Source organism: Affinundibacterium macrobrachii (genome assembly GCF_014652415.1).
Classification (GTDB): Bacteria; Pseudomonadota; Gammaproteobacteria; order Burkholderiales; family Burkholderiaceae_D; genus Undibacterium; species Undibacterium macrobrachii.
In genome coordinates this window covers 1,187,452-1,213,779 of sequence record NZ_BMYT01000001.1, presented here as the reverse complement: position 1 = coordinate 1,213,779, position 26,328 = coordinate 1,187,452, and the positions used below count along the sequence as shown (strand labels likewise).

General features: G+C 46.0%; 18 protein-coding genes. 14 read left to right on the top strand and 4 right to left on the bottom strand.

The genetic code is table 11. The annotated features are described in order from the left end of the window. The first annotated feature begins 43 nt into the window (after positions 1-43). Together IE103_RS05360 and IE103_RS05355 are read left to right on the top strand one after the other, a co-directional pair. The gene (locus IE103_RS05360; protein WP_189344918.1) at positions 44-1,435 is read left to right on the top strand and encodes an ATP-binding protein; all 1,392 of its coding nucleotides are present in this window, start codon (positions 44-46) and stop codon (positions 1,433-1,435) included. A 249-nt stretch (positions 1,436-1,684) separates the two neighbouring features. Continuing rightward, on the top strand, positions 1,685-3,133 hold the full coding sequence (locus tag IE103_RS05355; RefSeq protein WP_189344917.1) for a M20/M25/M40 family metallo-hydrolase: 1,449 nt from the start codon (positions 1,685-1,687) through the stop codon (positions 3,131-3,133). Positions 3,134-3,242: 109 nt separating this feature from the next. Here the strand turns inward: IE103_RS05355 and IE103_RS05350 are convergent, their stop codons facing one another. Continuing rightward, positions 3,243-4,649, bottom strand: coding sequence for a heavy metal sensor histidine kinase (locus IE103_RS05350; RefSeq protein WP_189344916.1), 1,407 nt, complete (start codon positions 4,647-4,649; stop codon positions 3,243-3,245). Then, complete coding sequence (locus IE103_RS05345; protein WP_189344915.1) at positions 4,649-5,329, bottom strand: heavy metal response regulator transcription factor; 681 nt, start codon at positions 5,327-5,329, stop codon at positions 4,649-4,651. The genes IE103_RS05350 and IE103_RS05345 overlap by 1 nt, the downstream gene beginning before the upstream one ends. A gap of 329 nt (positions 5,330-5,658) precedes the next feature. Here IE103_RS05345 and IE103_RS05340 point away from each other — a divergent pair, with 329 nt between their 5' ends. The 6 genes from IE103_RS05340 (at position 5,659) to IE103_RS05315 (ending at position 13,219) form a co-directional block, all read left to right on the top strand. Then, positions 5,659-6,213, top strand: a complete 555-nt coding sequence (locus IE103_RS05340) for a hypothetical protein (protein WP_189344914.1) — start codon at positions 5,659-5,661, stop codon at positions 6,211-6,213. A 3-nt stretch (positions 6,214-6,216) separates the two neighbouring features. Then, positions 6,217-7,422: an efflux RND transporter periplasmic adaptor subunit gene (locus IE103_RS05335; protein WP_229827082.1), complete on the top strand. Its 1,206-nt coding sequence runs from the start codon at positions 6,217-6,219 to the stop codon at positions 7,420-7,422. A 12-nt stretch (positions 7,423-7,434) separates the two neighbouring features. After that, on the top strand, positions 7,435-10,605 hold the full coding sequence (locus tag IE103_RS05330; RefSeq protein WP_189344913.1) for an efflux RND transporter permease subunit: 3,171 nt from the start codon (positions 7,435-7,437) through the stop codon (positions 10,603-10,605). 39 nt (positions 10,606-10,644) lie between these two features. Then, on the top strand, positions 10,645-11,154 hold the full coding sequence (locus IE103_RS05325) for a hypothetical protein (RefSeq protein WP_189344912.1): 510 nt from the start codon (positions 10,645-10,647) through the stop codon (positions 11,152-11,154). Then, positions 11,132-11,584, top strand: a complete 453-nt coding sequence (locus IE103_RS05320) for a hypothetical protein (protein WP_189344911.1) — start codon at positions 11,132-11,134, stop codon at positions 11,582-11,584. Before IE103_RS05325 ends, IE103_RS05320 begins: the two co-directional genes overlap by 23 nt. A 342-nt stretch (positions 11,585-11,926) precedes the next feature. Then, positions 11,927-13,219: a serine hydrolase domain-containing protein gene (locus IE103_RS05315; RefSeq protein ID WP_189344910.1), complete on the top strand. Its 1,293-nt coding sequence runs from the start codon at positions 11,927-11,929 to the stop codon at positions 13,217-13,219. Between the two features lie 50 nt (positions 13,220-13,269). Here IE103_RS05315 and IE103_RS05310 read toward each other — a convergent pair whose 3' ends face one another. Beyond that, a complete protein-coding gene (locus IE103_RS05310; protein WP_189344909.1) occupies positions 13,270-14,748 on the bottom strand; it encodes a FimV C-terminal domain-containing protein in 1,479 nt (492 codons plus the stop codon). A gap of 294 nt (positions 14,749-15,042) precedes the next feature. On the opposite strand from IE103_RS05310, the gene IE103_RS05305 reads away from it, so the two are divergent. Next, positions 15,043-16,317, top strand: a complete 1,275-nt coding sequence (locus IE103_RS05305) for a metal-dependent hydrolase family protein (RefSeq protein ID WP_189344908.1) — start codon at positions 15,043-15,045, stop codon at positions 16,315-16,317. 86 nt (positions 16,318-16,403) lie between these two features. Here the strand turns inward: IE103_RS05305 and IE103_RS05300 are convergent, their stop codons facing one another. Then, positions 16,404-17,576: a tetratricopeptide repeat protein gene (locus IE103_RS05300; RefSeq protein ID WP_189344907.1), complete on the bottom strand. Its 1,173-nt coding sequence runs from the start codon at positions 17,574-17,576 to the stop codon at positions 16,404-16,406. A gap of 201 nt (positions 17,577-17,777) precedes the next feature. On the opposite strand from IE103_RS05300, the gene IE103_RS05295 reads away from it, so the two are divergent. The 5 genes from IE103_RS05295 to narH all read left to right on the top strand — a co-directional run bounded on the left by IE103_RS05295 (position 17,778) and on the right by narH (position 26,149). After that, positions 17,778-19,463: a formate--tetrahydrofolate ligase gene (locus tag IE103_RS05295; RefSeq protein ID WP_189344906.1), complete on the top strand. Its 1,686-nt coding sequence runs from the start codon at positions 17,778-17,780 to the stop codon at positions 19,461-19,463. Positions 19,464-19,512: 49 nt separating this feature from the next. Continuing rightward, positions 19,513-20,103, top strand: coding sequence for a restriction endonuclease (locus IE103_RS05290; protein ID WP_189344905.1), 591 nt, complete (start codon positions 19,513-19,515; stop codon positions 20,101-20,103). Next, the gene (locus IE103_RS05285) at positions 20,100-20,471 is read left to right on the top strand and encodes a hypothetical protein (RefSeq protein WP_189344904.1); all 372 of its coding nucleotides are present in this window, start codon (positions 20,100-20,102) and stop codon (positions 20,469-20,471) included. Before IE103_RS05290 ends, IE103_RS05285 begins: the two co-directional genes overlap by 4 nt. Before the next feature lie 393 nt (positions 20,472-20,864). Further along, the gene (locus IE103_RS05280) at positions 20,865-24,599 is read left to right on the top strand and encodes a nitrate reductase subunit alpha (protein ID WP_189344903.1); all 3,735 of its coding nucleotides are present in this window, start codon (positions 20,865-20,867) and stop codon (positions 24,597-24,599) included. Beyond that, the gene (narH, locus tag IE103_RS05275; RefSeq protein ID WP_189344902.1) at positions 24,596-26,149 is read left to right on the top strand and encodes a nitrate reductase subunit beta; all 1,554 of its coding nucleotides are present in this window, start codon (positions 24,596-24,598) and stop codon (positions 26,147-26,149) included. The genes IE103_RS05280 and narH overlap by 4 nt, the downstream gene beginning before the upstream one ends. Positions 26,150-26,328: the final 179 nt, after the last annotated feature.

The following is a 26,328-nucleotide window of genomic DNA, read 5'->3' as shown; positions in this document are numbered from 1 at the left end:
AGAGATACCGATTAGGGTAATCGGCACAGTAAGAGAAGCAGATATGAATTTAAGTAAAATCGAGTTGAAAAATTTGGCGAAGAAAGAAGGCGAGGGCTGGTCGCTGCGTCGTTCGATCTTGGCAATTGTGTTAGCGATTACCGTATCAATTTGGGGCTTTAGTGGCATCGTCGTTTACATCGAGGCCGATCAAGAAAGCCAAGAATTATTTGATCAATCCTTAGCCGAGACTGCGCATCTACTGTTGACGCTTGCCGATCATGAAGCCGAGGAACGTTTAGCTTCGACTGCTGATACCTTGACAGAGTCAAATGTGGAAAAGCATAGCCAGTATTTGTTGCTGCAAATCTGGGATACGCAAAAGCGGCTACTTTATCGTAATAATGCGGCGCCAGAAACGCCCTTGACCACCGATACCAACAGTGGTTTCGGTTGGACGCAATTGCATGGGCAGCCTTGGCGTACTTATTCGATTTGGAATGCGCCGCATCGTTTGCAAATTCAGATCGCTGAACCAATTAGTCATCGTAAAGATATTAGCGGCCGTTTTGCTTACAAATTACTGGTATTTGCGTTACTGGTGTTACCCTTGATGGCGGGTGCGATCTGGTGGATGATTAATCGCTTATTCCGTGCGCTACAACACTCGGCTGATCAAGTTAGTCAACGTACGCCCAATGATTTAGAAAAAGTCGATTTGGCCGGAGCGCCGATTGAATTGCACTCTTTACTTACTGCTTTGAATCACTTGTTTGAACGGGTTAGTCACGCGATGGAGCAAGAGCAACGATTCACCGCAAATGCTTCGCATGAATTGCGTACGCCATTAGCGGCGATTAAAGCAAACTTGCAGGTCATCCAACGCGCTCGCAATGATCATGAACGTGACGAAGCAGCTGCGGGTCTGTTGATTAGCGTTGATCGTGCAACCCGTTTAGTTGGGCAGTTAATGACCTTATCTAAACTCGACCCACAAGCAGCGCGTGATCCTGCATTACAGACGGGAGATTTGCAAGCATTTTTAGCCAAGCAAGTCGCTGAATTTACCGCTATCGCAGGGAAAAAACAGTTAGCTTTTACCAGCGAGCTGCAAGCTGCTTCTTGCTTAATAAATCCCGATACGCTGGCGATTATGGTGCGTAATTTATTCGATAATGCCGTGCGCTACACACCTGCTGGTGGTCAGATTGCATTATCTTGTGGAAGTGTCGATGGCCGCGCCTTCTTACGCATTCAAGATACGGGTCCAGGGATTCCAGTCGAGATGCGTGAAAAGGTATTTGAACGATTCTTCCGTTTGCCCGGCGCGAGCGCATCAGGAAGTGGCTTGGGCTTGTCGATCGTCAAGAGTATAGTTCACAGCCATGATGCGCAACTTGAACTGGGTGAGGCAGCGGGGCAGGGCTTGATTGTTACAGTGTGGTTTTCTTCTTAGACTTGTATCTAAATTTCTTTCTAAATGTTTTTCTAAGGTTTGCAATTGATGTGTTGGTTGAAGTAGCTTGAGAATAGTCGATTGCTCATTTAAACCGCTAGCTTCGATGGATTTGCGTCTTTTTTTGTGAGTTGGGAACTCTGGCGTGCAGCTCTAGTCCATACTTGTTTGTAGCACCTCCATGGCATCTATCATTCGGTACATGTCTTTTTTTCGAGACTTATTTGTAGGCTAATTTAGGAACTCACTATGTCGATATCTCGTAGCAAAATAAGCCGTGCCATCATCGCTATTGCAATAAGTAGCGTTGCCGCTGGCTTCAGTGCGCAAGCCCACGCACAGAATGCTGTAAAGAACCTCAGTCCAGAACAAAATCAACTGCGCGCGATTTATCAAGAATTGGTTGAGATAAATACCACCAACTCAGTGGGCAGTTGCACTGCGGCCTCAAAGGCGATGGCGGCACATTTGAAAAAGGCTGGCTTTGCTGATACCGATATGCAGATCATTGTGCCACCCGGCGCACCCAAGAAAGGCAATTTAGTCGCGCGTTATAAGGCATCTGCTGGTGCAACACAAAAGCCTTTGTTACTGCTGGCGCATATCGACGTGGTCGAAGCGAAACGTGAAGATTGGTTGCGCGATCCATTTAAATTGATAGAAGAAGATGGTTTCTTTTACGCGCGTGGCTCGTCTGACGATAAGCCAATGGCAGCAATTTTCATTGCCAATATGATGCGTTATAAACAGGAAAAATTGAAAACCAAGCGCGATATCATCATGGCCTTGACCTGCGATGAAGAGTTAGTCCCAGCAGAATTTAATGGTGTCGAATATTTATTAAAGAACCATCGCGCATTAATCGATGCAGAACTTGCTTTGAATGAAGGCGGTGGTGGTAGCTTAGATAAAAATGGCAAACCAGTGCGTCACGGCATACAAGCAGGCGAAAAGATATTTCAAAGTTTTAGTTTAGAGGTGACGAATACTGGAGGACACAGCTCGGTGCCACGCAAAGACAATGCGATTTATCAATTATCAGATGCCTTATCGCGTTTGGGTAAATATGATTTCCCTTTCCGCTTGACGCCAACCACACGTGGTTTTTTTGAAACCATGTCGAATATAGAGAGCGGGCAATTGGCCGCGGATATGAAGGCCATCTTGCGTGAGCCAGTCGACGCAGAAGCCTTGGCACGTTTAAGTGCGACCACGCCGTTTTATAACGCCAGTTTGCGTACCACCTGCGTGGCGACCATGGTGAATGCAGGGCACGCCACCAATGCATTGCCGCAGCGTGCGCAGGCCAATGTGAATTGTCGTATTCTGCCCGGTGAAACCGTCGAGCAGACGCAAGCCAGCATCCAATCGGTATTGGCGGACAGTGCGATAAAAGTGACGCCAGTCGGTACTGCCACAGCATCGCCTGCACAGCCCTTACATCCTGAATTGATGAAAGCCGTGACTGATTTAACGCAACAAATGTGGCCAGGTGTTCCTGTAGTACCGACCATGTCGCCGGGTGGCACTGACGGTCGCTTCTTGAATAATGCGGGAATTTGGACTTATGGCGTGAGCGGCATTTTCCATTACCCCGAGGGCTCGAACGCGCATGGCTTGAATGAACGTTTACCGGTGAAATCGCTGTATGAAGGTCAACGGTTTTTATATGAATTGGCGAAACGTCTTAGTCAGTAAAACCGATTTTATGACACTAAAAAATAAATCCCGTTGAGACAAAAAAGCGCCTTGTGTATCAATGCACAAGGCGCTTTTTTTATTTTAGATCTGCTTGGTTTGGCGATGCTTAATTTTGCTGCGGAAGATGAATGGTAAAACAAGTTAGTTGATTTTCCGAGCTTGCGCTGATTTGTCCACGATGCCCATCGATAATCGCCTTCACGATCGCTAAACCTAAGCCAGAACCCTCGCCATCGGCATGTTGGCGCGCATGGTCGACGCGGTAAAAACGTTCAAAGAGACGACTCAGATGGTGTGCAGGAATGGTGCTGCCGGGGTTGCAAATCTTCAGCTCGATACACGAGGTTTGTTGCTGTAGATGCACTTGGATACTGTTACCTTCTGATGTGTAGCGTAGGGCATTAGATAAGATATTGCTGAGTGCTCGTCTTAACATCAAACGATCACCGCGTATCACCCAGCTGGCGGCATTTGATTGCTCAATTTGTAGATCAAAGCGAATCGTTTTTTCGTCCGCTAGTGCCTCATAAAATTCAAATAAATCGCGCAGTTCGCGCACGATATCGACCGCTTCTACATTGGCGAGACTTAGGCCATTTTCTGCTTTGGCAAGAAATAACATATCCGCAATCATGCGCGCCAGACGGCTGTATTCTTCGGCATTTGATTCTAAGATTTCGCGATAACTTTGTGCATCGCGCGCTTGCGATAAAGACACTTGGGTTTGCGTCATTAAATTGCTGATAGGCGTGCGTAACTCATGTGCAAGATCGGAAGAAAAATCAGATAAACGTTGAAACGCTTCTTCTAGTCTTGCTAGCATTTGATTTAAGCTCTGTGCCAAGTCGGCTAATTCTGGCGGCACTGACTCTAATGGTAAGCGTTGATCTAATTTATTGGCGGTCACTTTGGCTGCGCGTTCTCGCATGATGCGCAATGGACGTAAGCCTCGGCTGGCAGCAAACCACGCTAACACACTCGTCAGTGCAGCAGCTACAAAGACAAACAGCCACAAAGTCTTACGAAAGCTCGCCATGAATTCTTGGTGGTGCGCAATGTCGGTTGCAATCGCCACGGTGATGGGTGCATATTGCGGATCTTTGGTAGTAAAAACACTGACCAAGCCGCGATAGTGATCGCCATTGGCATCCCAAGAAAATAGGGTGGGGCTGGTTTGGCTTCGTGCTCGTTGTAAATATTCAGCGGGAAATTTAACCGTCTCTGATGCCAAGATTACTTGGCCTTGTTTATCTAAAATGGTGATCGCTAAATCATGATGCCCGACTAAGGCATCACTGAGCTGATCTGCTAGATTGCGTACTTCTTGCTCGCTATTCACACGTTCAATGATGTGCTGTGCAAGTTCTAATTTTCCGCTTAGCGCATGGTGATCTTGCTCTTTGAAGTGCGCATCGATGGACGCACCAATCAACCAGCCCAAGCTGAGCAAAACGATACACGATAGGCTGGTGAAAAATAGCGTTAAACGCGCTGTCAGTGAGAGTTGCTGCATTATATTTCTTTCACTTCCATCACATAGCCCATGCCGCGTAGTGTGTGAATTAACTTCGGTTCAAAAGCGTCATCGATTTTGCTACGTAAGCGGCGAACTGCCACTTCAATCACATTGGTATCGCTATCAAAATTCATATCCCAAACTTGGGAGGCGATCAGTGAGCGGGTCAGCACTTCGCCCTGTCGGCGCATGAATAATTCGAGTAATGAAAATTCTTTGGCGGTTAATTCTATTCTTTGTCCATTTCTTGTGACCCGATGTTTGAGACGATCTAATTCAAGATCAGCTACGCGCAAAGTGGCGGATTCAATTTGATTTTTTCCGCGTCTAAGTAGAGTTCGGACGCGTGCGACTAATTCAGAGAATGCAAATGGCTTAACCAAATAATCATCAGCACCGAGTTCCAAGCCTTTGACGCGATCTTCGACTTGGTCTTTCGCCGTCAAGAACAAGACCGGGGTTTGTAAGCCTTGACGACGCAAGGTTTCTAACACTTGCCAGCCGTTTAGCTCCGGCAGCATGACATCGAGTATCAATAAATCATAGTCGTCTGATTTGGCTAAATGCAATCCATCTAAACCATTGCGGGCGAGATCAACGCTAAAGCCGAATTCGCTTAAGCCTTGTTTAAGGTAATCGCCAGTTTTTTGTTCATCTTCAACGATTAGGATTTTCATGTAGGACTTGGATGTTTGATGTGATTTTGATGCGATAACAGAAAAGCTTGGAGAATTTTTCCCCTTTTTGCCAATTTTACCCGCGAAGTTCCACTTCACTCCAATAAATTCCCCTTTAATCCCCAGAATGCCCTAGCTAACTTTAAGAGTCTCATTTTTGCGCCCGCAGATTACAGATTTGTAATCTTGCAGTCAGCTAACTGTCGTGATGCGAAAGCGATAATAGTGGTTATTTTTAACATGGTTGATGTTGTTGATTGTCATTTTGCTTTGGTTTGTTTTGCTCTGCGCAAGTTTGACGACGATTTCACGCTATCAAGGAGTGAGTTTTGAAATCCTTTTTTTGTTTAATTGTTTTTTTTCTGAGTATGCAAATCGCCAGCACGGCGATCGCACACGGTAATGATGACCACGAACATGCCACTCCCGCCGCACCTACGACGCAGGTCGCGCCGCGCGCTACTGCTCAAACTGAAGATTTTGAGTTGGTCGCGGTGTTGCAAGGCCGTTCTTTGATCATTTATTTAGATCGTTTTGCCGACAATAGTTTGGTCGCCGATGCACAAATTGAAGTTGAGAGCGGTGGCTCGTTGAAAGCGATCGCTAAACAGACTGCACCGGGTGTGTATGTGATCGAGTTGGCGAAGGGTGTGATGGAAAAAGTGGGTAAATATCCCTTGTCGATTTCGGTACAGGCGGGTGAAATAGGGGATGTGATGACGGCGAGTTTAGAGATCCCTGATCTCAGCGAGCAAGCGCATGATCATCCAGAAACATCGAAAACTGGCTGGTGGATTGTACTGGGCTTACTGTTAGCTGTGATATTTTCCATTGCTATTTTGATGTTCAAGCGTCGCCAAAACCGTTCTGCTTGGGGAGCGTAAGTCATGCAAACACGATCCATTTTGAAATCCGCCATGAAGTTATCGACGTTTTTTTCTGCACTATTCTTGTTGACTCACGCTAACTTAGTACAAGCACATGGCGATGAAGATCATAGTAAAAAGCCGGCCAAAGCTGCTGCAAAACCTAATGCTAGTGCGAACGCCAAGCCAAGCTTTTTGGATGCGACAGCGGCGCAGCGTTTATCTGACGGCAGTTTGTTTGTGCCTAAGATTGTGCAAAGACAACTGGCATTGCGCACGCTGCTCACCGAGCAAGCAGAATTACCGAATACGATAGAACTCAACGGCAAAATTATCGCTGACCCAAATGCGGGCGGTCGTGTGCAGGCTAGTCAGCCAGGTCGATTAGAAGCGGGGCCAGCTGGTTTGCCTAGTCTAGGTCAACGTGTAAGTAAAGGCCAAGTCTTAGCGTATTTACGTCCGGTGATGAGTAGTTTGGATCGAGGTAATAGCCAATCAATTTTGGCGGATATCGATTCACAATTATCGATTGCCGAACGTAAGGTGCAACGCTATGAACAATTATCCGAAGCTTTGCCTAAAGCTACGGTGGAAGCGGCACGTTTTGATTATGAAGCGCTGAAAAAACGTAAAGCAGCGGTTGAAGCGAGTCTGTCAAAAAGTGAAGCCTTGATCGCGCCAGTGTCAGGCATCATTAGTGTGGCGAATGCGGTCACAGGACAGGTATTTGATGCCAAAGAAACCTTGTTTGAAATCATTGATCCGAATCGTTTGATGGTAGAAGCTTTGGCTTACGATCCTATTTTGACCGCAGACATTGCGAATGCAACCGCGACTTGGCAGCAGCAAAAGACTTCGGTGTCAGCAAATGCGTCACTCGGTTTATCGCTGAACTTTGTCGGGGGCGGTCAGCAAATGCGTGAGCAAGCAATACCTTTACTGTTCAGAGTCTCAGGCAAACCGACCGCAGTAGCCGTTGGGCAGGCGATAAAAGTGATTATTCAAACCAAGCGCTTAACAACAGGATTTGCCGTACCGAATTTCGCTGTGATGAAGTTGACAGGCGGTGAATCAGCGGTATGGGTACATACGGAAGCGGAACGTTTTGTACAACGTAAAGTGGTGGCGCATAGTCTGGACGCTGAGCGTGTCGCTATCGTCTCCGGCTTAAAAGAAGATGAACGCGTGGTGACCGCTGGCGCAAGTTTGTTAGCGCAAGTGAAGTAAGGAAGTCTGCCCATGTTCCAATTCATTATTAACACCAGCTTACGCCAACGGCTGATCGTACTCGCTGCATCAATTTTGTTGATCGTTTACGGCTTGCTCAGCATGCGTCAAATGCCGGTCGATGTTTTTCCTGATTTGAACAAGCCTACAGTGACTTTGATGACGGAAGCCGGCGGTATGGCACCGGAAGAAGTCGAACAACTGGTGAGTTTTCCGCTTGAATCAACCATGAACGGCATGCCCGGCGTCACGCGTGTCCGTTCGGTATCGGGTGTCGGTTTATCGATTATCTATGTTGAGTTTGATTGGGGGACCGACATTTACCGTAATCGTCAGCAAATCGCAGAACGTTTGAGTTTGGTGCGTGAGCAATTACCAGTTGGCGTGACACCGCAAATGGGGCCGATTTCTTCTATTATGGGAGAAATCTTGTTGATTGCATTGCCTGTCAGTGCAGATTCTCATAGTGCTGATTCCAATAGTACCGAGACCAATTCAACCAATGCGGCTGCGAGTACATCCGCGATGCAAGTACGTGAATATGCCGATTGGGTGATGCGACCACGTTTATTGAATATTCCGGGCGTAGCGCAGGTCACGCCGATTGGTGGCGAAGTTCGTCAGTATCGGGTTGAGATCAAGCCCGCACAACTGCAGTCATTGGGTATCGAACTCGATAAAGTCGAAGCTGCACTCAAAGATTTTGGCGCCAATACCAGTGGTGGTTTTGCAGAGGCAAATGGGCGCGAATATTTGATTCGTCAAATCGGTCGCACCAGTCGTATTGAAGATTTGCAAAATGTCGTAGTAGCGGTAAAGCAAGGGCAAGCGATCTTATTGAAACAAGTCGCTGATGTGGCAATTGCACCAGCTTTTAAACGTGGTGATGGTGGCTATAAAGGCAAACCAGCGGTCATACTCTCGGTGCAAAAACAACCAACCGCAGACAGTGTGAAATTGACTCGTGAAGTTGAACGCGCAATCGCCGAATTAGGAAAGAATTTGCCGCAAGGGGTAGAGCAACCGCAATTCTTGTTCCGCCAAGCTGACTTTATTAAGAATTCGCTCGATAACGTGAATGATGCCTTGCGTGATGGCGCGATCATGGTGGCAATCTTATTGTTCCTATTCTTGTTGAATATTCGTACCACGATCATTTCTTTAGTGGCGATTCCTTTATCTTTGTTGGCGACTATCTTGGTGTTCCGCTATTTGGATTTATCGATTAATACCATGACGCTGGGCGGATTAGCGATTGCGATTGGTGAATTGGTCGATGATGCCGTGGTCGATGTGGAAAACGTGTTGCGGCGACTTAAAGAAAATAGTTTGCTGGCACAACCTTTACCTAGCTTGCAGGTGATTGCCAGTGCCTCCGGAGAAGTGCGCAGCGGGATTGTGTATGCGACTGTGATTGTGGTGTTGGTGTTCGTGCCCTTGTTTGCTTTGCCGGGGATTGAAGGCAGTTTATTCACACCACTTGGGATCGCCTATGTAGTCTCGATTCTGGCTAGCATGGCAGTGGCGATGACGGTAACGCCAGTATTGTGCTACTTCTTATTGCCAAAGATGAAGCAGCTAGGTCATGGCGATAGTGCGCTCGTGCTATGGTTGAAAAAGTGGGACACGCGACTGTTGAATTGGTCTTTCCAACATGTACGTAGCTTGTTCGCAGTGGCAATTGTCGCAGTGGTTTTGGCGGCGATCACCGTGCCATTTTTCCCTCGCGCGTTTTTGCCTGCGTTTAATGAAGGCACCTTGACTGTTAACTTGGTATTGAATCCCGGAACTTCATTGGAAGAATCGAACCGCCTCGGTAGTCTGGCTGAGCAATTGATGTTAGCAGTTCCAGAAGTGACACAAGTCGGGCGCCGAACCGGTCGTGCTGAGTTGGATGAACATGCTGAAGGCGTGCACTATAGCGAGATGGATGTCGATTTAAAGAAATCTAAACGTAGTCGTGATGAGATTATTCAGGATATCCGCGAACGTCTCAAAGTCTTGCCTGCGAATAGCAATGTCGGTCAGCCGATTTCGCATCGTCTAGATCATTTGTTGTCTGGTGTGCGTGCGCAGATTGCTTTGAAAGTGGTTGGTGATGATCTCGACACACTGCGTAATATCGCCAATGATTTACGCGAAAGTTTGAGCCGCGTTCCCGGGATTACCGATTTGCAAATTGAGAAACAGGTCTTAATTCCGCAGATTAAAATTCATGTCGATTATGATCAAGCGGCGCGTTACGGTATTGCGCCTGGTGTGCTATTACGCAGCTTGCAGCAACAAATTGAAGGCGAAAAAATCACTCAAATCATTGAGGGAAATCGGCGCTTCGATATGCTTTTGCGGTTACCAGAAAACGGCCGCGATCTACAAGCTTTGCAGCAATTATTGATAGAAACCCCGCGTGGTCATGTACCGCTATCGCAACTCGCCAAGGTGGAGGAGAGTGATGGCCCAAATCAAATTAATCGCGAAAATTCGCGTCGTCGTATCGTCTTGTCGGCAAATACTGATGGTCGTGATATGACTGAAGTGATCAAAGATATACGTGAAGAATTGGCTGCAAAGAATTTGCCAGTTGGTTATTCGACTTCTTTAGAAGGGCAATTTCAAGCACAAGAAAAAGCCTCGAATTTGATTGCCTTGTTGTCGCTGGTGTCTTTGTCTTTGATGTTCTTGGTGCTGTATAGCCGTTATCGTTCGATTGCTTTAACGATGATGATTATGGGGAATATCCCGCTGGCTTTGGTTGGTGCTGTAATAGCGCTATGGTTAGCAGGACAAACTTTGTCAGTGGCTGCTTTGGTTGGCTTTATTACCTTGGCTGGTATCTCAACGCGCAATGGTATTTTGAAAATTAGCCACTATATTAATTTGTGTGCGTTTGAAGGCGAGCAATTTGGCAAACAGATGATTATTCGTGGCTCACTAGAACGCTTAACGCCAGTCTTGATGACTGCTTTAGTCGCGGCGTTTGCTTTGTTACCTTTGTTGATTTCAGCCGACGCACCGGGTAAAGAGATTTTGCATCCTGTGGCAGTAGTCATCTTTGGTGGTTTGATCAGTTCTACTTTGCTCGATACCGTGTTAACCCCATTGATGTTCTGGCGCTGGGGTGAGAAGCCTTTGTTGAATTTATTAGCCGCGACGAAAGATAAAGAACAGCAAGAAGTATTTTAATTTGAAGTAAAGTGATCATTTTTTAGAAAAGGAAATAGCATGAAATTCTCTAAATTCGTTTTTACAGCTTTAGCCAGTGTAGCAATTAGTGCAGCCAGCCTTACTAGCGCATACGCTCATGATGACAAATACTTTGATTCGATCAAGTCACCGAATGGCGGTCAAACTCGCATGGCGGGTGTGTATCACTTTGAATTGGTGTTGGCACAAGACAGCAAAACCGCCAAAGAAAATCCAGTCACGGTGTATGTCACTGATCACGCCAATAAAGGTATTTCTACTAAAGGAGCAAGCGCCAGTCTGACTTTAGTGCAGGGAACCAAAAAGACCACGGTTGATTTAGTACCAGAAGGGGAAAATCGTTTTGTCGGTAAAGCGACGTATGCTTCAACCGCGAATTTGAAGGGTGCATTGACAGTAACGATGGCGGGTAAACCAGCTGAACAAGCGCGTTTTACGCCATTTGCTATGGCGAAAAAAGTCAACGCTAAAGCAGCGGAAAAGGGAAATCGTAAGGAAGCTGAACATGCGCACGAGCATAAGCACTAAGATGATGCGCTTTAAATTCTTAAACTCTAAGCCCGCTAGCGTCCGCTTCGCCACCATCTGCGTGGTGATTGCTGCAGGCATGGGATTGTCGGCTACGGCAAATGCAAGCTTGGTCGAATTAAAATGGGATGAGCAAGGGCGTTTTCAACATCGTGGTGAGATTAAAGCAGGAGGCATACTCGAAGTCTGCGGCAAACTCATGCTCGGCACAAAAATCGATTGGCAATATCAAAGTGCGAAGCCTTTGGATTTTAATATCCATTTTCACGAAGGTAAAAAAGTGAGCTTACCCGTCAAATATCAAGCACGTGATTCTGCGGCTGAGCAATTTGAAGTCACTCAAAGCCAGGATTATTGCTGGATGTGGTCGAACAAAACTAAGGAAGTAGTGACGCTTGATTTGAGTCTCAGTCAGGCGCTAAAGAAATAGCCTGTCGGGACAGTTTCAAAGCTGTCCAACTCCGTATTTTAGGATGTACACAAAGCTAGAGATTAAACAATTTTTGTAAATAAGCGGTGTAAATAAGCAGCGTAAAAAGAGGGATAATATTCTGGTGTTGTTGAGTTAAGCCAAAAATGATCGTGTCGTTCTTGCGAGGATAGAAATGCAATCTAGACGGTACTTACTTGATTGGATTCGTATTTTTGCAGGAAGGATCAACGATACAATCAGCGCTTGATGAAGACAAAGAAGCAAAATGAAGTAAAACTAAACAACACCAAGAATACTGTTTCGATATTTTTACGCTGACTATTTTCTAAATGAGGGCTTATGACGCCGATTCGACCTCTGTTAATTGCGCTCCTTATCAGCGCAATTGCGCTGCCTACATCACCGCTCGCATCGGCACAGCCAGTAGCGCAGGCCTCCACAACTACCACGTCCACCGCGCAAGTAAAGAATTCTTATCCGCATGCGAAAGAATCAATTGGCAAAGTGCGCGAAATCTATGATGGCACATTGTCGCCTGCCATCGCAGTTAATACCTTTCGTAATATTGATCGTTTATTTCCGTCTCATCGCATCCTAAAATCGGCAAAGCCAAAAGCCTTACCGGTCGCGGCAAAGTCGATTAGTGAATTTTACTTTATCGATCGTGGGCGTCGGGTTTCGCTTGAACAGTATCTTGAATGGAATCAGGTTGCCGGATTATTGATACTTAAAGATGGCCAAATCCACCTAGAGAAATATCGTTATGGAAATTCAGCGCAGACGCGTTGGATGTCAATGTCAATTGCAAAGTCGATTACCTCGACTTTGATTGGCGCTGCAATCAAGCAGGGCAAGATTCAGCGACTTGATGATCTGGTGATCAAGTATATCCCTGAGCTAAAAGATAGCGCTTATCAACAGGCGACTATCAGAGACGTATTGATGATGAGTTCAGGCGTGCGTTGGAACGAGGCTTACTCAGATCCTCGATCAGATCGTCGTAAGTTATTGGAGGCACAGATCGCGCAACAAGCCGGTTCCAGTATGCGAGTGATGGCTGGTTTGCCGCAGGCATTTGTGCCGGGCAGTCGATTTAATTACAGCACAGGTGAAACCCAAGTTGCCGCGCAACTGTTACGCAATGCGATAGGCATGTCTTTATCTGCTTATTTGCAGGAACGGATATGGTCAAAGTACGGCATGGAAGCCGATGCGACTTGGTGGTTAGACGCGCCGAATGGGGTCGAGATTGGTGGTAGTGGCTTCAGTGCTACCTTGCGTGATTATGGACGCTTTGGTTTGTTTATGTTGGGTGGTGGCTTGGCGGCGAAAGAATTAATTTTGCCCACCGCATGGACTTATGAAGCTGGAACGCCAAAGCGTCTGCGCCAAGGTGATTTCATTCCCTATGGTTATTTGTGGTGGCCTGTGAACAGCGAACAAGGGTTTCAAGATGGCGCGTATATGGCGATAGGAATACACGGCCAGTATTTATATCTGAATCCACGCAATAACATCGTGATCGTCGTTTGGGGCGCGCAAGTCAAACCGACAGGTGGCGCTGTGGTCGACGATCAAGCGTTTTTTGCTGCGGTTAGTGCGCAGCTCGCGGAAAATAAAGCGACTAAATGAGCGAGTGTTTAGCTTGTAGATCTGTTTGGGTTTATGTGTATTTAGTGTATTTAGTGGAAGTAAGTATTGCGACTGCTCTGATCTAAATTCGCGCGCTTCTTTTCAATATCAGCCAATAAGCGTTTCGCATGCGCTTGTTGTGCAGGCGTTGCATCGCGAATGATCTCTTCTAATAACAAACATGCTCCTTCGGAGTCTGCCATTTCCAGATAGGCTTGCGCTAACTGCAAACGCACTTCATGCGCGTTCGCAGTTTGAGTCGGATCATTTTTGGTTGGTGTTATGCGCGATGCTGTGTTTTTGTCTTCGATGATCGTCGGGGTGATTTTTTCTGGGTTTATCGTCTTTGGTGCAGCAAGCTCTTCAAGTTTAGCTATGCTGGTTTCAGGTGCTGCTTCAAGTGTTTTTTTTGGGCGGCTGATAGAATCTGGCGCTAAGTTTGCTTGTGGCGCGAGTGTGGCAGATACATTCGTAGAAGGTGGTGTAACGAATAAAAATTCGGCGACACCTAGTTCTCGTAATTGATTGATCTGACGTGGGCGGTCTTCACGCTGCGCCAGTTCCAATAAGCTTTCTAGTTGCAGAAAGATGTTTAAATCAAATCCTTCACGTGGACTCATTCTTGAATTGTTTAATAAACGTTCGAGATAAATGACGACTTCATCTTTCGGCCACAATTCGATGATTTTATTGATCACGTGTGGATAGTCGCTCAATTGTTTCTGCATCGGCGTGGCAGGTGTTTGCCACGGCAATAAGCGGATGTTGAAAAACTTTTTTAGCTCTTTACTGACAGCTTCAAATGCAGATTGATCTTTGTTTTGACGTGAGCTATCTAATTTTTGTAGCCAAGGCTTGGGAGAATTTGGTTTGATCGCAGCAGCTAAGGCTTCTTCATAGCTTGGATCACCAGGCTTATACACATTGAGCCAAGCATCAAAAAAACCACGAATATCAGAAAATTCATCGCCGGTGTTGGGATTTAAGGTCTTTTTAAAACGACTATTGCCGCCTTGCGTCGTGTTCTCTGCATCTGTTCCAGTGGTATGAAATGACGACATACTACCGACCGTGCTGAGTTGTGAGGTATCAATGAAAGAGAGCGAGAATAGGGAGTCTTGAAAGCTTCGGATTGAGGTAGTTAGGGCATCGATACCATCCTGAAATTTATGCTGCACATGCAAGCGCCAGAACGAGAATAAAGAGACCAACATCATCACGACCAAGAAACCAATCAAGCATTGCGTCCAAAAGACTTTTTGCGATTGCGCCTCAAGATATTCTATTTTTTCTTTGTTGATACGCGAATTTTCCGCCAACAATTTGGTCAGTTCTTGCTGCAATTGAATTTGCTGTGCTTTATCTGTATCACTTAATTCTGCCGCTTGAGTTGCCGTTGTGGGTTTAGCTTCTTGTGCGGATGCCGCGCTGATCAGGTGCGAGCACAAGCATAAAGAAAACAATAAGCTCAGAAACAGCTTGGCGAAGCAAAATCCTCGTTTGTGTGAAGATAATTGAGTCGTCTCCATAATTCACCCATTCTTAAAATAATTGACATGAATTTTAAGTTAGATTGTTTGATAAATTTGATCAGCAATAAATATTCCGCGTTTATTTGCCGATGTTTGTATAAATCCCACACTATCGCTTTGACTTCTGTTGAAGCAGGGAAATAAGCGTGCTTGACGGCAATAAATCCTGCTATTGTTCGTCGGCATAAGTTGTATGCAGCATTGATTTGTTACCGTTCACTGGCGTCAAGATGGGAGCTTAGATGCTTGCTATTGGATTCAAAAATAGAAGCTTCAATAAAGGATGAAGGCATGAAAAAAACGATATGGAAAATGAGCTTGATGGGCAGTGTATTTGCGTTCGTTCCGCTCTGCGCTCAAGCCGCAGATACGATGATTCTATTAAAGCCTGATCGTGTATTTGATGGACAGAAAATGCAGCAAGATTGGGTCGTGCTGGTGAAAAACAATAAGATCGTTGAAGCCGGTCCTATGCGTTTTAAGCTGCCCGCAGATACCCGTGTGATTGAGTTGAAGGGACAAAGCCTGTTGCCCGGCTTAATCGAAGGGCATTCGCATTTACTGCTGCACCCTTATAACGAAGTTAGTTGGGATGACCAAGTATTAAAAGAAAGTCGCGCAGAACGCGTGGTACGTGCGGTGAATCATGCAAAAGCCACATTGGCTGCTGGTTTTACGACTGTGCGTGATCTTGGAACTGAAGGCGCGGAATACGACGACGTTGGTTTAAAAAAGGCGATAGAAAAAGGAGTAATCCTTGGCCCGCGCATGATCATCGCCACCAAGGCGCTCGTTGCCAAGGGGGCTTATGGACCTAAGAGTCAAAATCCTGATATCGATTTGCCGCAAGGTGCTGCTGAGGTATCGGGTATTGAACAGATTTCGCTTGAAGTGCGCAGCCAAATTGGCAAGGGCGCTGATGTGATCAAAGTATATGCCGATTATCGTGCAGGACGAGATGGTGAAGCCGTGCCGATCTTTTCTGTGGCAGAGATGGCAGTCATGGCGAGTATTGCCAATAGCGGTAAGCGGCAATTGGTTGCGCATGCATCTACCCCAGACGGCATGTTACGCGCAATTGAAGCAGGCGCTTCGACCATAGAACATGGCGACAGCGGTACAGCCGAAGTTTTTAAACGCATGAAAGAAAAGAATGTCACCTTGTGCCCAACCTTGGCAGCGGGTGACGCGATTGAGCAATATCGTGGTTGGAAAAAAGGCGTCGATCCCGAGCCTGCTCGTCTATTAGCTAAGCGCCAATGTTTTAAGTTGGCATTGCAATCGGGTGTGGATATTTGTATGGGCGGCGATGTCGGTGTTTATGCGCACGGCGATAACGCGCGTGAAATGGAATTGATGGTTGACTATGGCATGAGTGCGATCGAGGTGTTGCGCTCGGCAACTTCCTTGAATGCGAAGGCATTTGGCTATGCCGACAAAATTGGTAGCATTCGCAGCGGTATGTTGGCAGATTTAATCGCTGTTGAGGGCGATCCAAGTCAAAATATTCGACGTGTGCGACAAGTTAAGTTGGTGATGAAAGACGGAAAGATCATCACTAATTAGGCGGCCGCAGTTTTGCATTCATCTGCACGATGTAATATGGCTGCATCAGGTTGAAGTACGTAGGTCTGATGCAGCTTGATGACTCTTTAGCGCATCGCAAATTTATTGCGCAATAAGATCGACTTAGGATGGTCTGGCACTAAGTCGATCAATTGACTAATTTCGTACTTTGCGCCTGCCATATTCCCTGTATGTAAGTAAGCTTCTGCTAAATTTCTATGAATTTCAGCGTAGCCATGCGCCATTTTTTTCGCCTTCTCTAAGTACTTTACTGCACTGAGATATTCCTTATTCTTTATCGCCTGAATCCCCAAGCCTATCCAATAGTGAGGATTTTCGGCATTGCTAGCCTCAATTTTTTTTGCAAGCATCAAAACCTCGGCATCACGATTTTGCATCTGCATAATTTTTTGCATATTGCGCATAGCGATAACATCATTTTCGTTAATTCGTAAAGCGTGTGCCAAGGTTTGTTCAGCCTCTTCATGCCAACCTGTTTGCAGATACAGCTCTGCTAGATTGCTATAAGCCAGTGAATTATTCGGTGCGGCCAGGATCGCTGCTTTGAAATATGCGTAGGCTGCGCTTTTCTGATTTTTTACAAGGTGCTCGGCACCAAGATTGTTATAGAAGCGCGATAAAATTTCATCTTCATTTAAGGCTCGACCTTTATGTAACACCATGGTCTGTGGCTCAAAATCGATAATCAAATAGCCTCGGTTCTCACCTTCGCGTTCAAACCAAAAATCTTTTTGCATTACCATTGCATTGACGTGCGAACTTAAAAAATCTAAGTTGCCACGGCGATCGAATTGAACCGGTATCTCCACTTCTTGCATCACGATTGGCAAATTCAAAGCGCGGCCGATCGAATAAGCCAAGATCGTTAAGGAAATGCAATTACCACGCTTGCTTTCCCAGGTCTTTTTAGCAGTCGTCGTTTCATTATTGTTATAAGAGAACTCTGCTGAATCTTTGGTGTAAACCAAGTCGAGTAAAAAACGGGTTTTCGAAATGTTGCCCAGTTTTTGAACCTCAGCTTGAATTATTCGCTGCTTCAATTGATCAGATAGTTCAAAAACTTCTGCTCTTGAGATGATGGGAATCGCGGGTACTTCATCAAAATATTCGTCATGCCAAATGACTTTGTTGGGCGCTGCAGCAACTGCTTCTATCGCACTTGGAGTCACTTGCGTCTGCTCAGGTGTTGCGCAGGCAGTTAATCCAAGTACACATAGCGAAAGAAAGATACTGCGCATATGGCCTCCATGAACATTTGGAATTTTTATAGAACGTCTCGCAATACTTTACTCTGGTTTAATTGACTTTTGCAGATAATTTCTGCGAAATCATAAGAGTTTTTGCACGAATTTATGTATATTGTGCTTGCACAAAATTCCTATTCAAAAGAGATGGAATTTATTTTTTCACGCCTTTGTTTATTCATGAGAGAAATTAATATGGCAAACCAAGAAGTCAAAAGTGATTTAGAAATCGCGCAAAGCGCACAACTCAAGCACGTCAACGAGATTGCCAAAGTATTGGGTGTGGATACCGATGATCTCGAACACTATGGCAAGTACAAAGCCAAATTGCCACTGCACTTGATTGACCCAGAAAAAATCAAAAAGAACAAATTGATCTTGGTCACCGCCATCACACCAACGCCACCGGGCGAAGGTAAAACCACCACATCAATTGGCCTCACCGAAGGCCTCAATCGTATCGGTAAAAAAACCACGGTCGTGTTGCGCGAACCATCATTAGGCCCAGTGTTCGGCATTAAAGGCGGCGCAGCGGGTGGCGGTTATTCGCAAGTGGTGCCGATGGAAGATATCAACTTGCATTTTACGGGTGATTTTTCAGCCATCGAAAAGGCGAATAATTTATTAGCCGCTTTGATCGACAATAATATTTACTTTCAAAAAGAAAGCCTAGGCATCGATCCACGCACCGTCAAATGGAAACGCGTGATGGATATGAATGATCGCTCATTGCGCAGCATCATTACCGGCTTGGGTGGGCGTCCTGGCGGCAACCCACGTGAAGCGGGTTTTAATATTACGGCAGCGTCCGAGATCATGGCGATCTTGTGCCTTGCAGAATCCTTCCAAGATCTCAAAACCAAACTGGGCAATATTTATGTCGGCGATACTTACGACAATAAACCGATTTACTGCCGTGATCTGAAAGCACAAGGCGCGATGGCGGCATTGTTGAAAGATGCGATCAAACCGAATTTGGTACAAACCTTAGAGGGCAATCCCGCGATTATTCATGGCGGTCCATTCGCGAATATTGCACAAGGTACCAACTCGGTATTAGCAACCAAACTTGGTTTGTCTTTATCCGATTATGTGGTGACAGAAGCTGGTTTCGGAGCAGATCTAGGTGCAGAAAAATTCCTAGACATTAAATGCGGTTATTCCGGTTTGAGCCCATCGGCAGTCGTCATTGTCGCTACAGTTAGAGCGTTGAAATATCACGGTGGTCAAGATCTCAAAACGCTAACAACACCGAATATAGATGCGCTCAAAGCAGGTTTTGCGAATCTCGAAAAGCATTTAGAAAACATCGCCCAATTCGGTTTGCCAGCGGTAGTGTCTATCAATCGCTTCAGCAGCGACAGCGACGAAGAACTCGCTTTCTTAAAACAAGCGTGTGAAACACGTGGAGCCAAAGTGGCGCTATCAGAAGGCTGGGCAAAAGGCGGTGAAGGAACAACCGACTTAGCCCGTGCGGTAGTGGAAACCGCAGAAAACTTCAACGGACGCTATACGCCAATTTACGATTGGAATAGCGATATCAAAACCAAGGTCGAAACTGTCGCCAAAAAAATCTACGGCGCCGGTTCTGTAGTTTTTCAAGCCAAAGCTTTGGCTGACATCAAACACATCGAAGGTTTGGGTTTGGGGCATCTACCAATTTGCATCGCGAAAACGCAAAAGTCTTTCTCGGATAATGAAGCCTTAATCGGAAGACCAAGCGGCTTTGAACTCACAGTACGCGAATTCGAAATCGCTGCTGGTGCTGGCTTCTTAGTACCAATCACAGGCGCGATTATGCGTTTGCCGGGATTGCCTGCGGTACCTGCTGCTTTGCATATTGATATTGATGATAATGGTGTGATTAGCGGGTTGTCTTAATCTTGTAACACTCTGTATTGAGTTAAATTTTTTGAAGGTTCGATAGAGTTTGACAAAGACATCTGATAACTTTGAAGAGACCATCGCACGATTCCATAAGCTTTTAGAACGTGAAGATAGTGTCATCACATGGAACGATAAAATTCCAGATCCTGATAATGTTAGTCGGCTACGTCAAATTGATATTTCGATTCGACGAGATGATTCTCTCACGATAATTGAATGCCGAATTCATAAAAAGATTCAGGACGTAAAGTGGGTCGAAGAACTGATTGGTCGTCGAGTCAGTTTAGGCGCTGATACGATTATTGGTGTGTCTAATTCCGGTTTTACCGCAGGTGCGATCGCGAAAGCAAAAGCTTTCGGCGTCATTCTGCGAGACTTAAACTTACTCTCTGATTTCGAGATAAGTGCTTGGGGATTGGGCTCACGAGTGTACATAACGTATTTGGAGTTTCAAGACATTTCTTTGCAGTTTGAGATGCCCGCTTCTAACGATTTAGAAAAAAAGCTTTCAAGCGCAGAAAGGTATGTCCGCAAAAGTGCGTCGAATTTACTCGAGCTCTTCCAGCAGTTTGTTAATTCTTTAGGCGATAAACTCAAGATAGATTTTACTTGTCCCTGCAAGGCTAGATTTTGACAAATTCCCCTTTGTTGATTGATAAGTATCAAGTTAATGCTGTAAATTTTTCAGCAAATGTAACTTTGAAAAGTGTTGATTATCATATGGCGTCAGTGTTGGCATATGGAGAGCCCGGAATTAATTTTGAAGAAAGAAGTGTTTTTTACGAGAAGGTTCAAGGAATAGGTATAGAAATAACTAAGGCGAAGAATAGAGCATCTGTTACTGTTGATGTTTCCCAATTGCCCATACTGCGAAATGGGATTCTGAGAGATTTAAGGATCGATTTTGGTCAAATAATGGAAGCAAATTTGGAAGTAGTAGGGATTCCTGAGTTTGAGATCCCTATCGACGAATTGCGCGTTGGAGTTTTAGATATTGAATAAGCATTTATTTATTCGACAACATTAAACTTACTTCGGCGTTCTTAGAAAAGCGCAGTCGTATGCATGCCGGATATTTCCGTTAATCTTCATTTTTTGTCATCGCGATTATGTTGCGAAAAAGACTCATAACCCAACAATTACATTTTCAGGTAATGAGCTCCACAGATTACAAGTTCCGACTCATCATATTCCGCCCAATTTTGAGTTAATTCAAAATCCAGCACCAGAAATCCCCCGCCTAGTTCCAAAGAACTATCCCACCCTAGTGCCAATGCTTATCCTCAGACACCGCTCTGAAGAATGGGCGTAGTCGGCTCAACTCTCTAAACTTTGATCATGTCAAAGTAGAGTGAATATTAGGTTCGCTCTATCTCAAACAACAAGGAGCTTGAGATGAGTCATTTTCTGGATAGATTGAAGTTCATGTCTAAGGTGAAATCCACCTATTCTGACGGACATGGTGCGGTGGTAGATGAGGATAGACAGTGGGAGAATGCGTATCGCAGCCGCTGGCAGCATGACAAGATTGTGCGTTCTACGCACGGCGTGAACTGTACGGGTTCTTGCTCTTGGAAAGTGTATGTCAAGAACGGTTTGATCACATGGGAAACTCAACAAACCGATTATCCACGTACTCGTCCTGATTTGCCTAACCATGAACCACGCGGTTGCCCACGTGGTGCTTCATATAGCTGGTATGTGTATTCTGCACAGCGCGTGAAATATCCTATGATTCGCGGTCGCTTGATGGAGATGTGGCAAGAAGCGCGCAAGACCATGGGCCCAATTCAGGCGTGGGAGTCGATCAGTCAAAATCCAGAAAAAGCTAAACGCTATAAATCTGTGCGCGGCCTTGGTGGATTTGTGCGTGCTGATTGGGATACAGCGCAAGAAATTATCGCAGCGGCGAATGCTTTCACCGTGAAGAAATTCGGTCCTGACCGCGTGATTGGTTTCTCACCAATTCCAGCGATGTCGATGGTGTCGTATGCAGCGGGCGCACGTTACTTGTCTTTGATCGGTGGCGCTTGTTTGTCTTTCTACGATTGGTATTGCGATTTGCCACCAGCGAGCCCACAAATTTGGGGTGAGCAAACCGACGTGCCAGAATCTGCCGATTGGTATAACTCTACTTACTTGATGGTGTGGGGCTCCAACGTACCGCAAACGCGCACACCCGATGCGCACTTCTATACTGAAGTTCGCTACAAAGGAACGAAAACAGTTGCGGTGTCTTCTGACTTCGGCGAGATGGTGAAATTTGGTGACATTTGGATGGCACCAAAACAAGGTACTGATGCAGCCTTAGCGATGGCGATGGGCCATGTGATCTTGAAAGAATTCCACCTCGGTGGCAAGTCTGATTATTTCCGCAGCTATGTTAAACAATATACCGACATGCCTATGTTGGTACGCTTGGTTGAGCGTAACGGTTGTTTCGTGCCAGATCAAATGCTGCGTGCTTCGCAATTGCCAGGTGGCTTGAATGAAGCGAATAATGGCGATTGGAAGACGCTCGCGATCGATGCGAATACCAATAACATCGTCGCACCGAATGGTTCGATTGGTTATCGTTGGGGTGAAGGGAAAGTTAACGACGGCGAGAAAGTCGGTCGTTGGAACTTGGAACCTAAAGATGGTGGTTCAGGTCGTGAGATCGATCCGCAATTGAGTCTGGTTGCTAAGCATGATGAAGTTGTTAGTGTTGGCTTTAACTACTTCGGTGGTGCTGATGCAAACGACATGGTGTTGCGCAATGTACCTGCACGTAAAGTGCAATTGGCAGATGGCACTGAAATTTTAGTCGCGACTGTGTATGACTTGTCGATGGCTAACTACGGTGTCGATCAAGGTCTCGGCGGCGCGGTCGCGCATTCCTATGATGACGACATTCCATACACACCAGCATGGCAAGAAAAACATACTAGCGTTAAACGTGAATTAGTGATTCAGGTAGCGCGTGAATTCGCGCAAAATGCCCACGACACGCATGGTAAGAGTATGGTCATCGTCGGTGCCGCTTTGAATCACTGGTACCACAACGATATGATTTATCGCGGCATAATCAATATGCTGATGATGTGCGGTTGCGTTGGTCAATCCGGTGGTGGTTGGGCGCACTATGTGGGCCAAGAAAAACTTCGTCCACAATTCGGTTGGGCTCCATTAGCGTTTGCGTCTGATTGGACACGTCCACCGCGCCAAATGAACGGCACTAGTTTCTTCTATGCGCATACTAGCCAATGGCGTCATGAGAAATTGCACATCGATGAAATCCTCGCGCCGACTGCGGATAAATCCAAAGTCAGCCACATGAGCATGATCGATATGAATGCCAAGTCTGAGCGTCTCGGTTGGTTGCCATCTGCACCGCAGTTGGAAACTAATCCATTAGACGTTTGTGATGCAGCGGCAGCAGCGGGCATGGAGCCAGCAGAATACTTGAAACAAAGTTTGAAATCTGGCGCAGTGAATATGAGTTGCGATGACCCAGATAATCCTAAGAACTTCCCACGCAATATGTTCGTATGGCGTTCGAATATTCTCGGTAGTTCAGGCAAAGGCCATGAGTACTTCTTGAAGTATTTGCTCGGTACACAAAACGCCTTGTTTGATGATCCAGATGAAGCGGTTAAACCTTCAGAAGTGAAATTCCGTGAAGAAGCAGCGGAAGGTAAGTTGGACTTGTTGACGGTCTTGGATTTCCGTATGAGCACGACTTGCTTGTATGGCGACATCGTGTTGCCAACCGCGACATGGTATGAAAAAGACGATTTGAATACCTCTGACATGCACCCATTCATTCACCCATTGAGTGAAGCTGTGCAACCTCTGTGGGAAAGCAAAACTGACTGGGAAATTTACAAACGTATCGCTAAGAAATTCACTGAAATCGGTGGTGATTACCTTGGTACCCGCAAAGATATCGTCTTGCAACCATTGATGCACGATACACCGGGTGAATTGGGTCAAGCCTTTGAGCCAAAAGACTGGAAAAAAGGCGAGTGTGATTTGATTCCTGGTAAGACTGCACCAAACTTTGTGGTCGTAGAACGCAACTACAAAGAGATCTACAAAAAGTTCACCTCAATTGGGCCTTTGTTAGACAAACTCGGCAATGGCGGTAAAGGTATTAATTGGAATACCGAACACGAAGTCCATGAAATCGGCGGTATCACTAAAGTGGTGACAGAAGAGGGCGTATCAAAAGGCCGCCCACGTCTGGAAACAGCGATTGATGCTTGCGAAATGATTTTGACCTTTGCACCAGAAACCAATGGTCATGTTTCCGTCAAAGCGTGGGAAGCCTTATCGAAAATTACTGGCCGCGATCATACGCATTTAGCGGTGGGTCGTGAACATGACAAGATCCGTTTCCGCGATGTGCAAGCGCAACCACGTAAGATTATTTCTGCACCGACTTGGTCTGGTTTGGAATCGGAAGAAGTCAGCTACAACGCTGGTTACACCAACGTACATGAATTGATCCCATGGCGCACGCTCACTGGTCGTCAGCAGTTCTACCAAGATCACCGTTGGATGCTCGATTTTGGTGAAGGTTTGTGCGTGTACAAACCAGCGATTGACACCAAGACTGTGGCGCCGATGTTGAATAAATCACCGAATGGTGAAAAAGAGATCGTGTTGAACTGGATTACACCGCATCAAAAATGGGGTATCCACTCTACTTACTCTGATAACTTGCGTATGTTGACCTTGAGTCGCGGTGGCCCACACGTTTGGGTTTCTGAGATCGAAGCGAAAGAAGCCGGTTTGGTGGATAACGATTGGGTCGAAGTGTTTAACAGTAACGGTACTTTGACAGCGCGTGTGGTGGTCAGTCAGCGTGTGCCAAAAGGTATGTGCTTGATGTATCACGCTCAAGAAAAAATCGTCAATACACCAGGTGCAGAATTGTCCGGTATGCGTGGCGGTATCCATAACTCGGTGACCCGTGCGGTGTTGAAACCAACGCACATGATCGGTGGCTATGCGCAGCAAGCGTACGGCTTTAACTACTACGGCACCGTAGGTAGTAACCGTGACGAGTTTGTGGTCTTGCGTAAGATGAAAAAAGTGGATTGGTTAGAAGGCAAGTTAGAAGAATCTGAAGGAGCAGCGTCATGAAAATTCGCGCACAAGTAGGCATGGTGTTGAACCTTGATAAATGTATCGGTTGCCACACCTGTTCCGTGACCTGTAAGAACGTGTGGACCAGCCGTGACGGCGTTGAGTACGCGTGGTTCAATAACGTCGAAACGAAGCCAGGTATTGGTTATCCTAAAGAATGGGAAAATCAAGCGAAATGGAAAGGTGGTTGGCATAGAAATGAGGCTGGCAAATTAGAGCCAAAACAAGGTGGCAAATTGCGCATCTTGGCGAATATTTTTGCCAATCCTAACTTGCCACAGATCGACGATTACTACGAACCGTTCACGTATGACTATGAGCGCTTGCAAAACGCGCCATTGTCACAAACACCGCCAACAGCACGTCCTATCTCTGTCATCACTGGTAAGAAAATGGACAAGATCGTTTGGGGCCCGAACTGGGAAGATGACTTAGGCGGCGAATTTAGTTCACGTAGTCGTGATCAGTTGTTCGAAGGCGTACAAAAAGAAATGTACAGCACCTTTGAATCGACTTTCATGATGTATTTGCCACGTTTGTGCGAACACTGTCTGAATCCGGCTTGTGTCGCATCTTGCCCATCTGGCTCGATCTACAAACGCGAAGATGACGGTATCGTGTTGGTCGATCAGGACAAGTGCCGCGGCTGGCGTATGTGTATCTCTGGTTGCCCTTACAAAAAGATTTACTACAACTGGAGTTCAGGCAAAGCTGAGAAGTGCACTTTCTGCTATCCACGTATCGAAGCAGGTCAGCCAACAGTTTGTTCAGAAACTTGCGTAGGCCGTATTCGTTACTTGGGCGTGTTGTTGTATGACGCCGATAAGATTGAAGCGGCGGCATCAACACCGAATGAGCAAGACTTGTATCAAGCGCAGTTAGATTGCTTCTTAGATCCGCATGATCCAGAAGTTATCGCTGAAGCGCGCAAACATGGTATTCCAGAAAGCTGGATTGAATCTGCGCAAAAATCGCCTGTGTACAAAATGGCGATGGAGTGGAAGATTGCTTTCCCATTGCATCCTGAATATCGTACTTTGCCTATGGTTTGGTATGTACCACCTCTGTCACCAATTCAAAAAGCCGCAGAAGCAGGCCACATGGGCATGAACGGTATTATTCCTGACGTGAAATCCTTGCGTATTCCTGTGCGCTATTTAGCGAACTTGCTAACAGCGGGCAAAGAAGAGCCAGTCTTAGAAGCGCTGGAAAAAATGTTGGCGATGCGTGCTTATAAGCGTTCAGAAGTCGTGCATGGTGAACTCGATCATGATGTCTTGAAACAAGTCGGTTTGACAGCAGCACAAGTCGAAGACATGTATCAAACCATGGCGATTGCCAACTACGAAGACCGTTTCGTGATTCCTTCTTCACACAAAGAAATGGTGGAAGATAGTTTCAACGAAAAAGGTAGTTGCGGATTTACTTTTGGTAATGGTTGCTCAGGCGGTACGTCTGATGGCGCCTTGTTTGGTAAGAAGCCGCAGGGTAGTGTGATTTTTGTGGATATGCCGAAGTCGAGAAAAAAACTTTCAACGACGGAGTAGCTTTTAGCTCCCTTCTCCCGCAAGCGGCGGGTTTAGAAGAACAGGGGTTGGGGATGAGGGTGGTTAAGCGAGCGTGATGTGTTTTATTTGAACATTTGGGCTTTTCATTAAACATTTCGGATTTCTCAACGCCCCTCACCCTAACCCTCTCCCGCTTGCGGGAGAGGGAACGTTAAAAG

Coding starts and splice junctions, on each gene's coding strand:
- IE103_RS05325 (WP_189344912.1), top strand. CDS start 10,645: ATGAAATTCTCTAAATTCGTTTTTACAGCTTTAGCCAGTGTAGCAATT.
- IE103_RS05315 (WP_189344910.1), top strand. CDS start 11,927: ATGACGCCGATTCGACCTCTGTTAATTGCGCTCCTTATCAGCGCAATT.
- IE103_RS05335 (WP_229827082.1), top strand. CDS start 6,217: ATGCAAACACGATCCATTTTGAAATCCGCCATGAAGTTATCGACGTTT.
- IE103_RS05345 (WP_189344915.1), bottom strand. CDS start 5,329: ATGAAAATCCTAATCGTTGAAGATGAACAAAAAACTGGCGATTACCTT.
- IE103_RS05305 (WP_189344908.1), top strand. CDS start 15,043: ATGAAAAAAACGATATGGAAAATGAGCTTGATGGGCAGTGTATTTGCG.
- narH (WP_189344902.1), top strand. CDS start 24,596: ATGAAAATTCGCGCACAAGTAGGCATGGTGTTGAACCTTGATAAATGT.
- IE103_RS05350 (WP_189344916.1), bottom strand. CDS start 4,649: ATGCAGCAACTCTCACTGACAGCGCGTTTAACGCTATTTTTCACCAGC.
- IE103_RS05320 (WP_189344911.1), top strand. CDS start 11,132: ATGCGCACGAGCATAAGCACTAAGATGATGCGCTTTAAATTCTTAAAC.
- IE103_RS05295 (WP_189344906.1), top strand. CDS start 17,778: ATGGCAAACCAAGAAGTCAAAAGTGATTTAGAAATCGCGCAAAGCGCA.
- IE103_RS05310 (WP_189344909.1), bottom strand. CDS start 14,748: ATGGAGACGACTCAATTATCTTCACACAAACGAGGATTTTGCTTCGCC.
- IE103_RS05280 (WP_189344903.1), top strand. CDS start 20,865: ATGAGTCATTTTCTGGATAGATTGAAGTTCATGTCTAAGGTGAAATCC.
- IE103_RS05360 (WP_189344918.1), top strand. CDS start 44: ATGAATTTAAGTAAAATCGAGTTGAAAAATTTGGCGAAGAAAGAAGGC.
- IE103_RS05330 (WP_189344913.1), top strand. CDS start 7,435: ATGTTCCAATTCATTATTAACACCAGCTTACGCCAACGGCTGATCGTA.
- IE103_RS05300 (WP_189344907.1), bottom strand. CDS start 17,576: ATGCGCAGTATCTTTCTTTCGCTATGTGTACTTGGATTAACTGCCTGC.
- IE103_RS05355 (WP_189344917.1), top strand. CDS start 1,685: ATGTCGATATCTCGTAGCAAAATAAGCCGTGCCATCATCGCTATTGCA.